This window comes from Peribacillus simplex NBRC 15720 = DSM 1321 (genome assembly GCF_002243645.1).
GTDB lineage: Bacteria > Bacillota > Bacilli > Bacillales > DSM-1321 > Peribacillus > Peribacillus simplex.
Genome location: NZ_CP017704.1, coordinates 1278257 through 1290547 on the forward strand (window position 1 = coordinate 1278257; position 12291 = coordinate 1290547).

Genomic DNA, 12291 nt, shown 5'->3' on the forward strand with positions numbered 1-12291 from the left:
GCCTTATTTGTCACTTTTTATTTATCATATTGGAAATAGTCCCGAAATCCAGTTTATTCCCTTCAGCTACGATGGAATGGACGATTTTATCTTCCGTTTCCTTATTGACCGGTTTGTTCGCTATTTTTGATACGCGCTTAATGACGTTCCTAACTGTTGTTTCATCTTTGAAATTGGCTCCTTGCAGCGAGTTTGCCAATTCTAATACATCTTTCATATTTACGCCCGTTTTACCTTCTATGTTTTTAAAAAAGTTATTATCCATACCTAAGCCCCTCCCTTTTCTGTACCTATCCTATGGCAATATCAGAAAAATGGTGCTAGGCCCAACAAATAAAAAAATAAATGGAATAGGCTTCTTCTGCCTATTCCATTTACCTTAGCAGAAAGAAGCCCCTACAATGATCAATAGGATAAATAATACAACGATTATCGCGAAAGTAGAACCGCCGCCACCGTAGCCTCCGCCATAACCGCCGCCGTATCCATAACCGCTGACACAACAACCGTAGCCACCATAACCAAACATATATATCACCTCGCTCTCGCTAAAGCTTACTGATAACATATGTAGGTCTGGACAAATATGTATAGGCCATGTCCTAGTCCAGGCTGCCTAATTAGCTTATTTTATCCTTTTGGTCTGAAAACCAAAGCTCCGATGAATCCAAAGATGATTGCTGCAGAGATACCGGAACTTGTAATTTCAAACATACCAGTCAGTACGCCAACCAGACCATGCTTTTCCGATTCCATCATCGCCCCGTTCACCAGTGAGTTCCCAAACGAAACGATCGGTATGGTTGCTCCAGCACCGGCAAAGTCAACAAGTGGCTCATATAAATCAAATCCGCCAAGGACAGCTCCTATTACAACGAACAAGCTTAGCGTATGTGCTGGTGTCAGCTTAGCAACATCAAAAAGAAGCTGGCCGACTACACAGATCAAGCCACCGATGACAAAGGCCCAAAAAAACATTGCTAACATCGAAATCTCTCCTTTTTCATGAATTCATCCCATATTCAATGGCTACCGCATGGGCAATGCACGGAATCGTATCTTTTTGCTGGACCGAAAGTGGTGACAATAATGCTCCTGTTGCGACAAGCAGGATTTTTTTGTATTTACCAGAAATCATTTCATTTAGTATATGACCGTATAAAACCACTGCCGAACATCCCGCACCGCTCCCGCCAGCCAAAACAGGCTGATCCTTTTTAAAAATCATCAATCCGCAATCCTTGAATTTTTCCTGATTGATGTCACAGCCCTTTTGCTTTAATAAGTCAATCGCTGTCTCCCTCCCTATTTGACCTAAATCACCGGTAATGATGAAATCATAATCATCCGGGGTCAAACCAGTATCTTTGAAATGGGCAAGTATCGTATCGACGGCCGCCGGGGCCATCGCTCCCCCCATATTGAAAGGATCTTTCAATCCCATGTCAATGACCTTTCCGATAGTGGCTGAGACAATATGGGGAAATTCCCCTTGCTTGCTTCCATTAGGAGCAACCAGCGCCACCCCTGCTCCTGTTATCGTCCATTGAGCTGTAGGTGGTTTTTGCCCTCCATATTCAGTTGGATAGCGAAATTGTTTTTCAACAGCTGCATTGTGGCTCGAGGCGCCTGTCAACACATAGTCAGCCCCGCCATAATTAGTGATGAAGGCAGCTAGAGCAAGCCCTTCCATTGAAGTGGAACAGGCTCCAAACAAGCCGAAATATGGAATTCCATTAGTTCTGGCTGCAAAGCTTGTAGGTGTAACCTGATTGATTAAATCACCCGCCAAGAAAAATTGTACCTGTTCCTTGTCGATCTTACCTTTTTCCAATGCAAGCTCAACCGCTTTTTCAATCAAATGTCGATGAGCCTTCTCATATGAATCCTGCTCCATCCACAAATCGTCGTATAGAATATCGAAATCACCCGCGATTTCTCCATTTGCTTCAAATGGCCCGCCTGTTACCCCTGTTTCCAAGATGACCGGCTTATTGGTGAACATCCATGATTGTTTTCCCTTTAACACCGCTTAGCCCCCAATCATTTGATAAATCGTTTTTATCAATGCCACGACAAAGGCTGAAAATACTCCAAATAAAATGACCGATCCGGCCAATTTAAACATATTGGATCCAACACCAAGTACAAAACCTTCCGTCCGATGTTCGATTGCTGCCGAAATGACTGCGTTTCCGAATCCTGTAACAGGGACGGCACTTCCTGCCCCACCAAACTGGCCAATGCGGTCGTAAAATCCGAAACCGGTCATCAAAAGAGCCAGGAACACCATGGTAGCAGTTGTCGGACCACCGGCTGTCTGTTCCGTAAAGTTGAAAAAGTAAATATAGAAGTAGGAAATAGCTTGTCCCACTATGCAGAAAATGCCACCTACTAAAAAGGCTTTCAAACAATTCTTCACTATTGGTCTTTTAATTTCATGCTTCCCTTGAAGCTCTTGATACGCATCCTGCACGGGGGTCGTTTTCTCCTTGCCGCTCATAGTGCTGAACCTCTCTTCTAAATTAATTCTTTTTGAAGTTCTTCAATTTCCTTGAACTTCTTCCTTGCCTTTTTCTCAGGTACATCTTTTTCCTTGAGTAACTCGTTCAATCTTACAGATTCCAAAAAGATTTTATAATCGCTTGATACGATAAAATCATTTTTGGGAAACTTCTCTTCCAGATTTTCAGTCACAGCCTTTTCAATTTTCTTCATATGAAAGCGTTGTAAATGCTTAACTTTATAAGCGACGATAATCTTTTTTTCGTTTTTCACGACTATCACGTCATAGATCGTGTCTTCATTAGCAACTGTTTTCTTGACCTTTGAGATCAGTCCCTTTTCATCCTTCTCATCCATTCCATTAATGATATCCATTGGTTCAGGATTCGTACGTTTAATCATTGCTAAATTCTCCGTTTTTCCATCATTCTTATTGCTGCATGCAGAAAGCACACACAAAACAACTATAAAAACCAGCAAGCTACCCTTAAAATACCTTCCTTGTCTGAACATTGAATCACATCCTAATTTATCGTTCTATTGTTATTTTCTTGTTTAACTGTATTTTTATGAATGGTAGGATTAGGAAATAAAAAAACCTTTCCGAAGTGGAAAGGTTTTTTACTCAATAGCCTTTATTTTTATTGTTATTATTACAACCACAGTCTTTTTTGATTTTGACCGGCTGATCTTTTTTGATCGGTTTGGCATAAGTCCATGGATTCTGTTTCTGATTCAATTTATGACTCCTCCTTTAAGATCTATATCATACTATATGAACGAAGAGACAAGTTGTTTCCAATCAATTGTCCATAATTTTGCTGATTATGACCTCAATAATCGCTCCTACTGCTGCTACGGCAAGGATTAATATCAGTACGTCGCCTATAAACCAATGTTGGATATAAAGAAAAACCAGAAAAAGACTGACCCAGACACCCACGCACCAAAAACAGCTTAGCAATTGTCCAAACCAGCCAAGCAGGCCCTTTTCCTTGGGCATTAAAAATATTTCCACATCTCCTTCTTCATTTTTTTCCTCTATCTCTTTAAAAAAGGGGCGGCGCAGCGGCTCAATGATTTTATCGAAAACGATCAAGCGGGTCAGCCTGAAGGAAGCCAAGCCTAATATTATAAATAAGGTAAATTCATTTTGTGGGGGAAACATCTAATATTGCTCCTTCACTTGGATTCTTCAATTATTTTGGCATCGATAATATCCGGCAGACCCACGAAACGAATACGGTTCCCTCTTTTAATCTTCACTGATTCCCCCTTCATTCCCAACACATAAAACTGAAGCTTTTCTCCGTTAATAACAGCCTCACATAATGGCTTTGGAAAACCTTGATGATTGGATAGGCGGGAAATGATGTCCCGGGAAGATTCTTTCTTCTCCACCTTTTTCCTTTTTCTTTTAACTGGCTTTTCGTTTTCCTGTTCTATTTGTTCAGGATGTTCCATTTGTTCAACCGGAGTTTGCTCAGGGATATATTGTTCGGTGATTTCCCTTAATCCCGAAATCTCTTTTTCAATTTCCTTCATGGCATCATAAACACCAAATTCGCGTTTGACCTTTTCGATTTTTTCTTCTTTATCCTCGGCTTCTTGAAGTTCCGGCTCAGCGCTGTCTTGAGGTGTATCTTTTTTCGTTCGAAAATCACTTTGCATATTCCCACGCAGATCTGATATCTTTGCTTGATCGACATATAAAAGTGGTTTGGATTCCTTATCGCCATTTTTCTCTGACATGAAAATCCTCCTTAATATTTCAGAATATCCACAGACTGCAGCTGTTCCATCTGGTATTGGACAACTTTTTTCCCGAATTTATGCCTTATGAACAAACTTGACTCTTTTTTTTGTTCCAATTTCCCGAATAGTGTACGGTCATTGATGATGAACTTACATACAGGCTTAGGTGCAAAGGCTGGAAGTCGGGACAATAGCTCCACCAATTCCTCGGCGGTATATGAAGTGCTGATATTTTTTTCATTCAAATTAATTTGTCTCTTCAGCGTATGGTGTATGGTTTGTTTTCCAACAGCACAAGGCAGACCAACTTTCTTCACGTCCATGATGCCCCTCCTTCTTTTTCACGAATAGGGTTGAAAGCAGGTTTTTGCCGATTCTCAAACAATGAATATCAGCTCTATGTATCATTTATATGAGATTCACCCTTCTTTATGCTGGGGATGTGCCGTTCCCCAAAAAAAGGACATCAACCAATCTTGGATATGTAGGGGATTAGTGGAGAAAACTAATAAATAATGGTTGTTAAAGGAGTTCCTAAGATGGGGAAAAATGGAAAGGTTTCAACCGTACAACTATCTTTAATCGTGATGACGGCTGTCGGTTTAAAAAATCATGTAACGATTCTTCCTCATTTACTGCCAAGTGCAAAACGGGACGGATGGATTTCCGTACTGCTTGCTTTTGGGTTGATAATGATTTGGTGTTTACTTTTATTTTACATTCACAAAGCCACCGGTCAGACCAACATATTAAAAAAGGGGACCGATATCGGCCCCCTTCTTTACTGTCATCCAATTATATGATAACCAGAATCCACATGGATATTTTCCCCGGTAATTCCGCGGGACATGTCACTTAATAAAAATACTGCTGTATCCCCTACTTCTTCCGGAGTCGTTGTACGACGGAGCGGTGCTTCTTCCTCAATCTTCTTTAAAATTGTATTGAAGTCACGAACACCTTTAGCGGATAAGGTACGGATTGGTCCTGCTGAAATTGCATTCACTCGAATGTTATCTTTGCCAAGATCACTTGAGAGGTAACGGACATTGGCTTCAAGTGAAGCCTTAGCCACTCCCATTACATTATAATTTGGCATGACCCGTTCACCGCCAAGATACGTCATTGTGACAATGCTGCCACCTTCCGGCATGATTTCCTTCGCCGCTTTAGCTACAGCCGTTAAAGAGAATGAACTGATATTATGGGCAAGCAAGAACCCTTCACGGCTCGTGTTGACGAACTCACCGTCCAACTCTTCCTTGTTAGCGAATGCGATACTGTGTGCCACGCCATGAATGATACCTGTTCCTTCCTTAATCGTCGCAAAACATTTTTCAATGCTTTCATCCTTCGTTACATCACATTGTAAAATGGTGGAAGGCTCACCTTCCAATGTAGAAGATAGTTCTCTAACGCTTTTTTCCGTACGGTCTTTTCCGTAAGTGAATATCAGCTTTGCACCTGCTTTATGTAAGGAACGGGCAACTCCCCATGCAATACTTCTTTTATTCGCTACACCCATTATGACAAACGTTTTTCCCTCTAATGAAAAAGTCATCGTATGTGACCTCCTATTTTTTAATACAAGTTATTAGTACCTGCTACTAATGACAGTATATCAAAATTCCTTTGATAAAAACAACGTTTTCTAAAGTCCTCTGGTAATAACCCTCCAAGAGGACCCTCTTTAACTTATTGTAAATAGCCCATTAATAATGTTGCTAATCCGAAATAAATCAGAATACTGATAAGATCGTTGATAGTTGTAATGAAAGGACCTGAAGCTACTGCTGGGTCGATTTTCATTTTATGCATGAGAAGCGGGACAATTGAACCCGCAAGTGTGGCAACGATTAGAGTAATGAAAATCGAAATACCGACTAATAGTCCTAGCATTAAATCGTTTTGCCAAAAATAAACGATAAAAATGATGGCAATTCCGCATGTCAGGCCAATAATAAGGCCAGTTCCAGCCTCTCGAAGGACTAGTTTCCACTTGCTTTCCTGTTCTAATTCACCTGTTGCGATTCCTCTGACCGCTACTGCCAATGCTTGTGTTCCTGTATTTCCAGCCATGCCGCCAATCAATGGAATAAATACAGCAAGAATCGCTTTTTGGCTTAGTGTCTCTTCGAATCGCCCGATCAAACTCGCAGTCAGCAAGCCTAAAAACAAGAGGATGACCAACCATGGCAGCCGTTTTTTTGCAGCTGAAAATGGACTCTTATCAACATGATCAAGATCAGATATACCTGCCAATTTAGAATAATCATCGGATGCCTCTTCATCCATGACATCAATGATATCATCAACCGTAATAATCCCTAACAAATGGTTTTGGAAATCGACGACCGGCACGGCAAGGAAGTTATAGTCCCTTATTTTTCGTGCCACCTCTTCCTGGTCTTCAGATACAGGTACGGAAACTACCCTGTCATCCATTAAATCACCGATTAAAGCATCTTCATCAGCTATGATCAATGTCCTGAGCGATAAAACACCAAGCAGCTTCTTATCCTGATCGGTAACGAACACATAATATATCGTTTCCGCTTCCGGAGCTTCCCTTTTTAAGATCTGCATGGCTGATCGAGCCGTTTCGTTTGCTTCAATGGCAATGAACTCTGTCGTCATGATACTTCCTGCCGTAGATTCCTCATAGTTCAGAAGCTCCTGGATTTCACTTGCCGCTTCATCATCCATGATGGTCAAATAGCTGACGGCCTGCTCATCATTGATTTCATTCAGGACGTCAGCCGCATCATCCGCATACATATGGGAAAGCATATCGGCTGCGTAAGAAGGATTCATTTCAGCCAACAGGCTTTCGTAATCCTCTTCATCTATTTCTATATTTTCAAAAAGGGCCGCCATTTCTTCCGGTGACAAATATGTGTAAACGACGGATCTGAATTCATCTGACAAACTTGTATAAAATTGAGCCTGATCATACGGATGCATTTCAAGGAACTCCGTACGAAACTGTTCTAGATTTTCCTTTTTAAGCGCATCAAGCAAAAGCTCGTTATTCATTTGACTACTCTCCCGCTCCCGGTCCTTCATCTCCTCCATAACCATACACCTCCTAAAACATATTTTTTCATTTTATCGTTTATATTTTATTTTTTTAAATAATACTATACTAATACCATAAACATATACAAAACAAACAAAGGGTGTGTCAAATGAACATCGATATCATAGGGGACATTCATGGATGTTTCGCTGAATTCAGGCAGCTGACCGAAAAAATGGGCTATACATGGGAGACTGGGTTTCCTGTACATCCCTCTGGAAGGATTCTCGGCTTTGTAGGGGATTTAACCGATCGCGGCCCAAATTCCCTTCAAGTAATCGAGGTTGTCCATGAATTAGTCATTAACCAAAATATAGCAAGGTATGCCCCAGGTAACCACTGTAATAAATTGTATCGTTATTTTTCAGGCAATAAAGTTCAAATATCACACGGTTTAGAGACTACTGTAGCTGAATATGAATCACTGAACATTCGGGAGCAGAAGAAGATCCGAAAAAAATTCATGGATCTGTATGAACGTTCCCCACTTTATCAACTCATTGATGAAGGGCGATTGATCATTGCCCATGCAGGAATTCGCAGTGACTATATTGGTCAATATAGCAGTAAGGTAAAAACCTTTGTCCTCTATGGTGATATCAATGGCTCTAAACATCCCGATGGTTCCCCGGTCAGGAAAGACTGGGCCCAATCATACAAAGGGGAAACATGGATCGTATATGGACACACACCAGTCCCTGAAGCTAGACGAGTCAATCATACATACAACATTGATACCGGCTGCGTCTTCGGTGGAAAACTGACGGCTGTCCGTTATCCCGAAATGAATCTTCAAGAGGTGCCTTCAACCATGCCATATATAGCGGAAAAATTCAGGACATCTTTTGATTAACCAAAAAAACTCGCCATCTTGGTGAGTTTTTTTTTGCGACTATGGATTTTTTCATAAACTTGAATTCGTTCTTATGCGGCCCCGTTATAAAGTCAGGAATCCCATCCTTTACTTCCCTCGAGCAAACGGGTCATATCTTCTGGTAATTCTTCTTGAAACAACATCATCTTCTTGGTGAAAGGATGTAAAAATTTCAATTCAAAACAATGAAGGGCTTGGCGAGGGATCCCTCTCCTGTTCCCTCCATATAAATCGTCACCAGCCAGCGGGTGACCAATATGAGCCATATGGACCCTGATTTGATGTGTACGCCCTGTTTGGAGTTCCAAATTAAGGAATGTATAGGACTCTGTGTGTGCCAATACCTTAAATAGGGTACGGGCATACCTGCCATCCTCCCTGACTTCCCGTTCAATGATGCTGGTCGACTTTCGTCCGATTGGCGCCACTATCTCTCCTACAGGTCCTTCAACGATTCCTTCAGCTATGGCTTGATATCTCCGTTTAACCTGTCCTGATTTTTGCTGTTCACTTAAAAGGTGATGGATATGCCGGTGCTTAGCAATTAAAACCAGACCTGATGTGTCCCGATCAAGACGTGTAACTATATGGATCGTTGCCTGTATTCCAGTCTTCCTATAATAACCCGCCAAGCCATTCGCCAGACTGCCGTTGGGATGCTCGCGGGAAGGAATGGTATTCATGGAAGGGGGCTTGGCCACCACCAATACAAACTCATCTTCATACCTGACATTCAGGGGGATGGGTTCCGGCAAAAGACCTTCGCTTGCCTGCTCCGGCGGAAATATGACGGTGACGATGTCGCCTGTTTCAATCCGTTCCCTTACGGTTACTTCTTCGCCGTTCAACTGGATATATCCACCTTTAAACTTAATATCCGTTAATGCTCGTTTTGAAATATCGCATTTGCTGAGGAACTCTCGCAATAAAGAGCCAGAATCCTCTTCAAAAACCGACCAGGTCAAAGAAAAGTTTTGATTTGACATGAGGTGAGTATATCTCCTTAATTAGCAATAAATGAATCATGCACTCTTTTCCAAAAAGGAAAAGGGCGGAATCTGGCAAATCGGATCTTTTCATCTGCCACTCGGCACTGTATCGACTTTACATTTTCCTGAAGCAAGGACAAATGGTCGACCGTAATTTGAAAATTGACCGCATTGACCGGCCTGAACATACATGTATGATGTGCCGGCAGCAGAAGTGGAGATCCTACCGTCCTAAACACCCGATTATTAATGGATGCCAATTCGGTAATCTGGATGGCATCGATTGATGGATGGACGATGGCCCCGCCAAGCGCCTTATTATACGCCGTGCTTCCAGATGGCGTCGCAATGCATAAACCATCTCCACGGAACGTCTCGAAATGCTGGCCGCGTATTTCAACGTCCATGACGAGCGTCCCTTCAACACTTTTGACTGTCGATTCATTCAAAGCCAAAAATCTGGCTTCCCGTCCTCCATGCTGATAACGGACGATCGTTTCGAGCAGTGGATATTCCACTATTTGAAATGGGGTTTTCGCTAAAGCTATCACCAATTTTTCAATTTCATCAGGGGTCCAATCTGCATAAAACCCAAGATGTCCTGTATGTACTCCAACAAAGGCGGTTTTATCCAATCGATTCTTATAACGGTGAAAAGCATATAATAAAGTGCCATCACCACCGACAGAAATGACAATATCCGGCTGATCTTCGTCATATTCCAAATGAAAGTCCTGAAGATACGTTCGCATCCTTTGCATTAAAGTATTCGATTTCGCATCTCCTTTTGACGTAATCGCAAATTTCATGTAATCCCACCTCACAAATTAGATTTCTTCTCGTTTACCCATTTATGCGTTCAAGAATCTTTCTTCCTGGAAAAAAGACGCTGTGCTTCCTGGATTTCCGTACGGATTTGTGACATCTCTGCATCAAGCAGGAAGGCCGCTTCCGCTGCACGTTTAAGTCGCAGTTGAATATCTTCCGGGAAAATGCCTTTATATTTATAATTTAAAGAATGTTCAATCGTCGCCCAAAAATTCATCGCAAGAGTCCTGATTTGAATTTCGGCAAGGATATTTTTTTCGCCATGGATCGTCTGGACCGGATAGCGGATTACAACATGATAAGAACGATAGCCGCTTGCTTTTTTATGGGAAATATAATTCCTCTCCTCGACTATCTCGAAGTCATTGCGACCTCGTAATAGTTCAACTACCTGTTCGATATCATCCACGAACTGGCACATCATGCGAAGCCCTGCAATATCCTGAATTTCAGTTCCCAATTTATCAATGGGAATATCCTTCAGGCTCGCCTTATCCAAAATGCTGACAATCGGTTTTACCCTGCCTGTTACAAATTCGATCGGTGAGTGAATATTCTCTCTCTCAAACTGTTTCCTTAATCCCTTTAGCTTAACCTTTAATTCTTCGACAGCCTGAGTATAAGGCGCCAAGAAATCGTCCCAACTCTCCATTGCCACACCACCTATATCTATCTAAAAAGCGCCTGTTCAACTCTGGTATGGGCAGAACGCTCTCCTAAATCCAGTAGTCACATGACTTTATGCCAATTCACCACTGGATCCTATTAAATCTTTCTCTAGCAAAAAGTATGTATTAAATTTCTATATATACGATAATCCATTTCCCATGCTCAACGTTTATATTTTATCATATCCTGCAATTGATTCCTAAATATTCAAGTACAATAGCAAAAAATTATTGAATTCAATTTGACAGCTGGAATGGTTCTTATATGATTAACCTAAGAATCAGCCAGAAAGGAAGGAACACATGAACCAGCATATTGAAATTGAATTTAAAAACCTGATAACCGAAAAAGAATTTCGTCAACTGATCGAATACTTTGATGTCGGGGCTTCGAACTTTAAAACACAGAAAAATCATTACTTCGATACACTCGAATTCTCTTTGAAAAATCAAGACTCTGCGCTTAGGATCCGGGAGAAAAACGGGCGTTATGAGCTGACTTTAAAACAGCCCGCTACAGAAGGATTATTGGAAACGAATCAAGATATTCCAAAAGAAACCGCATATGCGTTTCTGAAACATAACACATTCCCTGATGGTGAGGTCCACCATCTTATCCTCGAATGCGGAATTGATCCAAAAGACTTTACCTGCTTTGGGACACTAAAGACGGACCGCCTTGAATTTCCTTACAAAGGGGGTTTACTTGTTTTAGATAATAGTTCGTATTTGAATCAGGAAGACTTTGAGCTTGAATATGAAGTGACGGATGCAATAGCCGGAAAAAAAAATTTCCTGACCCTCCTTGAAACCCTTCAAATTCCGGTAAGGGAAACCGAAAATAAAGTTAAGAGGTTTTATCGTGCCAAATTCCAGGAATAATCCTGTTTGAGCCCATTTGGAGGTGGAGAGTTTGAAAATCCAAGATTTCAAAACGTTTATGGAATTGCAGGCAATCCAGCAATTCACAAATGGCAACATCACAAATACAAATTCATCTCGATCCGTTTTCCAGGACATGCTCTCGGAACTGGTTTCGGGTGATGCTCTTGAAGGTACTTCGCAGACATTGGGTTCCTTATTGTCTAATGTGGAAGCGGAAACGAAGTCCTTTCTTCACCCCGGCGGCCTGACATCCATGAACATTAATCCGATATCCACTGTCCATGCTAACAATCAGAGCAGCGAAACCGCAACAAACTATGATCATATAATCAGCCAGGCGGCCAGTTTATATAATCTCCCTGAAAAACTGATTAAGTCTGTCATTAAACAAGAATCGAACTTCAACCCTGAAGCCACCAGTTATGCAGGTGCAACTGGCCTTATGCAGTTAATGCCAGCAACTGCAAAAAGCCTTGGGGTGAATGATGCAACCGATCCAGAACAAAACATCATGGGCGGGAGTAAATATTTAAGTCAAATGATGGCACGCTATGACGGGGACATCCAGGTTGCCCTTGCTGCATATAATGCAGGGCCAGGAAATGTCGATAAATATAACGGCATCCCGCCATTTAAAGAAACTCAGAACTATGTTCAAAAAGTTTATGGCACATTTTCAAGCTAAAGCAAGCTGACCCTATTATTTGT

General features: G+C 41.5%; 18 protein-coding genes. 4 read left to right on the forward strand and 14 right to left on the reverse strand.

Features of this window, described 5'->3' with window-relative positions; all coding sequences use genetic code 11:
• Window positions 1-10: 10 nt before the first annotated feature.
• The 9 genes from spoVIF to BS1321_RS06010 form a co-directional block, all read right to left on the reverse strand.
• Window positions 11-265, reverse strand: coding sequence for a sporulation-specific transcription regulator SpoVIF (gene spoVIF, locus BS1321_RS05970; RefSeq protein WP_034314458.1), 255 nt, complete (start codon window positions 263-265; stop codon window positions 11-13).
• A gap of 114 nt (window positions 266-379) precedes the next feature.
• Window positions 380-529 carry a YjcZ family sporulation protein gene (locus BS1321_RS05975; RefSeq protein WP_081112837.1) on the reverse strand — a complete coding sequence of 50 codons (150 nt, stop codon included), beginning with the start codon at window positions 527-529 and terminating at the stop codon, window positions 380-382.
• Between the two features lie 101 nt (window positions 530-630).
• The gene (gene spoVAE, locus BS1321_RS05980) at window positions 631-987 is read right to left on the reverse strand and encodes a stage V sporulation protein AE (RefSeq protein ID WP_057278904.1); all 357 of its coding nucleotides are present in this window, start codon (window positions 985-987) and stop codon (window positions 631-633) included.
• Window positions 988-1003: 16 nt separating this feature from the next.
• Window positions 1004-2029: a stage V sporulation protein AD gene (gene spoVAD, locus BS1321_RS05985; RefSeq protein WP_063232162.1), complete on the reverse strand. Its 1026-nt coding sequence runs from the start codon at window positions 2027-2029 to the stop codon at window positions 1004-1006.
• Between the two features lie 3 nt (window positions 2030-2032).
• Complete coding sequence (gene spoVAC / locus BS1321_RS05990) at window positions 2033-2503, reverse strand: stage V sporulation protein AC (protein ID WP_063232163.1); 471 nt, start codon at window positions 2501-2503, stop codon at window positions 2033-2035.
• A gap of 17 nt (window positions 2504-2520) precedes the next feature.
• Window positions 2521-3018: a YhcN/YlaJ family sporulation lipoprotein gene (locus BS1321_RS05995; protein ID WP_063232164.1), complete on the reverse strand. Its 498-nt coding sequence runs from the start codon at window positions 3016-3018 to the stop codon at window positions 2521-2523.
• A gap of 289 nt (window positions 3019-3307) precedes the next feature.
• Entirely contained in the window at window positions 3308-3673 is a 366-nt protein-coding gene (locus BS1321_RS06000; RefSeq protein WP_063232165.1) for a DUF1360 domain-containing protein, read from the reverse strand.
• A 14-nt stretch (window positions 3674-3687) separates the two neighbouring features.
• Window positions 3688-4257 (reverse strand): hypothetical protein, encoded by a 570-nt coding sequence (locus BS1321_RS06005; protein ID WP_063232166.1) that lies wholly within the window; start codon window positions 4255-4257, stop codon window positions 3688-3690.
• Window positions 4258-4268: 11 nt separating this feature from the next.
• Window positions 4269-4583, reverse strand: a complete 315-nt coding sequence (locus tag BS1321_RS06010; protein WP_063232167.1) for a hypothetical protein — start codon at window positions 4581-4583, stop codon at window positions 4269-4271.
• Window positions 4584-4799: 216 nt separating this feature from the next.
• Here BS1321_RS06010 and BS1321_RS06015 point away from each other — a divergent pair, with 216 nt between their 5' ends.
• Window positions 4800-5063, forward strand: a complete 264-nt coding sequence (locus tag BS1321_RS06015; RefSeq protein ID WP_063232168.1) for a GerAB/ArcD/ProY family transporter — start codon at window positions 4800-4802, stop codon at window positions 5061-5063.
• Here BS1321_RS06015 and fabI read toward each other — a convergent pair.
• Together fabI and mgtE are read right to left on the reverse strand one after the other, a co-directional pair.
• A complete protein-coding gene (fabI, locus tag BS1321_RS06020) occupies window positions 5048-5821 on the reverse strand; it encodes an enoyl-ACP reductase FabI (protein WP_063232169.1) in 774 nt (257 codons plus the stop codon). The genes BS1321_RS06015 and fabI overlap by 16 nt on opposite strands.
• 134 nt (window positions 5822-5955) lie before the next feature.
• The gene (mgtE, locus tag BS1321_RS06025; RefSeq protein WP_063232409.1) at window positions 5956-7326 is read right to left on the reverse strand and encodes a magnesium transporter; all 1371 of its coding nucleotides are present in this window, start codon (window positions 7324-7326) and stop codon (window positions 5956-5958) included.
• 122 nt (window positions 7327-7448) lie between these two features.
• On the opposite strand from mgtE, the gene prpE reads away from it, so the two are divergent.
• On the forward strand, window positions 7449-8192 hold the full coding sequence (prpE, locus tag BS1321_RS06030; RefSeq protein ID WP_063232170.1) for a bis(5'-nucleosyl)-tetraphosphatase PrpE: 744 nt from the start codon (window positions 7449-7451) through the stop codon (window positions 8190-8192).
• Window positions 8193-8284: 92 nt separating this feature from the next.
• Here the strand turns inward: prpE and BS1321_RS06035 are convergent, their stop codons facing one another.
• Genes BS1321_RS06035 through yjbM form a run of 3 tightly spaced genes read right to left on the reverse strand, consistent with a single transcriptional unit; the run spans window position 8285 to window position 10682 of the window.
• Window positions 8285-9199: an RluA family pseudouridine synthase gene (locus tag BS1321_RS06035; protein ID WP_063232171.1), complete on the reverse strand. Its 915-nt coding sequence runs from the start codon at window positions 9197-9199 to the stop codon at window positions 8285-8287.
• 17 nt (window positions 9200-9216) lie between these two features.
• Window positions 9217-10011: an NAD kinase gene (locus BS1321_RS06040; protein WP_053534153.1), complete on the reverse strand. Its 795-nt coding sequence runs from the start codon at window positions 10009-10011 to the stop codon at window positions 9217-9219.
• A 50-nt stretch (window positions 10012-10061) separates the two neighbouring features.
• Window positions 10062-10682, reverse strand: a complete 621-nt coding sequence (gene yjbM / locus BS1321_RS06045; protein ID WP_034314484.1) for a GTP diphosphokinase — start codon at window positions 10680-10682, stop codon at window positions 10062-10064.
• Window positions 10683-11001: 319 nt separating this feature from the next.
• On the opposite strand from yjbM, the gene BS1321_RS06050 reads away from it, so the two are divergent.
• The gene (locus BS1321_RS06050; RefSeq protein WP_063232172.1) at window positions 11002-11580 is read left to right on the forward strand and encodes a CYTH domain-containing protein; all 579 of its coding nucleotides are present in this window, start codon (window positions 11002-11004) and stop codon (window positions 11578-11580) included.
• Window positions 11581-11602: 22 nt separating this feature from the next.
• Window positions 11603-12268 (forward strand): lytic transglycosylase domain-containing protein, encoded by a 666-nt coding sequence (locus tag BS1321_RS06055; protein WP_311631683.1) that lies wholly within the window; start codon window positions 11603-11605, stop codon window positions 12266-12268.
• Window positions 12269-12291 lie beyond the last annotated feature (23 nt).

Bases quoted from the DNA above. Each gene is read 5' to 3' on its own strand.
- spoVIF (WP_034314458.1), bottom strand. From the start codon at position 265: ATGGATAATAACTTTTTTAAAAACATAGAAGGTAAAACGGGCGTAAAT.
- BS1321_RS05975 (WP_081112837.1), bottom strand. From the start codon at position 529: ATGTTTGGTTATGGTGGCTACGGTTGTTGTGTCAGCGGTTATGGATAC.
- spoVAE (WP_057278904.1), bottom strand. From the start codon at position 987: ATGTTAGCAATGTTTTTTTGGGCCTTTGTCATCGGTGGCTTGATCTGT.
- spoVAC (WP_063232163.1), bottom strand. From the start codon at position 2,503: ATGAGCGGCAAGGAGAAAACGACCCCCGTGCAGGATGCGTATCAAGAG.
- BS1321_RS05995 (WP_063232164.1), bottom strand. From the start codon at position 3,018: ATGTTCAGACAAGGAAGGTATTTTAAGGGTAGCTTGCTGGTTTTTATA.
- BS1321_RS06000 (WP_063232165.1), bottom strand. From the start codon at position 3,673: ATGTTTCCCCCACAAAATGAATTTACCTTATTTATAATATTAGGCTTG.
- BS1321_RS06005 (WP_063232166.1), bottom strand. From the start codon at position 4,257: ATGTCAGAGAAAAATGGCGATAAGGAATCCAAACCACTTTTATATGTC.
- BS1321_RS06010 (WP_063232167.1), bottom strand. From the start codon at position 4,583: ATGGACGTGAAGAAAGTTGGTCTGCCTTGTGCTGTTGGAAAACAAACC.
- BS1321_RS06015 (WP_063232168.1), top strand. From the start codon at position 4,800: ATGGGGAAAAATGGAAAGGTTTCAACCGTACAACTATCTTTAATCGTG.
- fabI (WP_063232169.1), bottom strand. From the start codon at position 5,821: ATGACTTTTTCATTAGAGGGAAAAACGTTTGTCATAATGGGTGTAGCG.
- mgtE (WP_063232409.1), bottom strand. From the start codon at position 7,326: ATGAAGGACCGGGAGCGGGAGAGTAGTCAAATGAATAACGAGCTTTTG.
- prpE (WP_063232170.1), top strand. From the start codon at position 7,449: ATGAACATCGATATCATAGGGGACATTCATGGATGTTTCGCTGAATTC.
- BS1321_RS06035 (WP_063232171.1), bottom strand. From the start codon at position 9,199: ATGTCAAATCAAAACTTTTCTTTGACCTGGTCGGTTTTTGAAGAGGAT.
- BS1321_RS06040 (WP_053534153.1), bottom strand. From the start codon at position 10,011: ATGAAATTTGCGATTACGTCAAAAGGAGATGCGAAATCGAATACTTTA.
- yjbM (WP_034314484.1), bottom strand. From the start codon at position 10,682: ATGGAGAGTTGGGACGATTTCTTGGCGCCTTATACTCAGGCTGTCGAA.
- BS1321_RS06050 (WP_063232172.1), top strand. From the start codon at position 11,002: ATGAACCAGCATATTGAAATTGAATTTAAAAACCTGATAACCGAAAAA.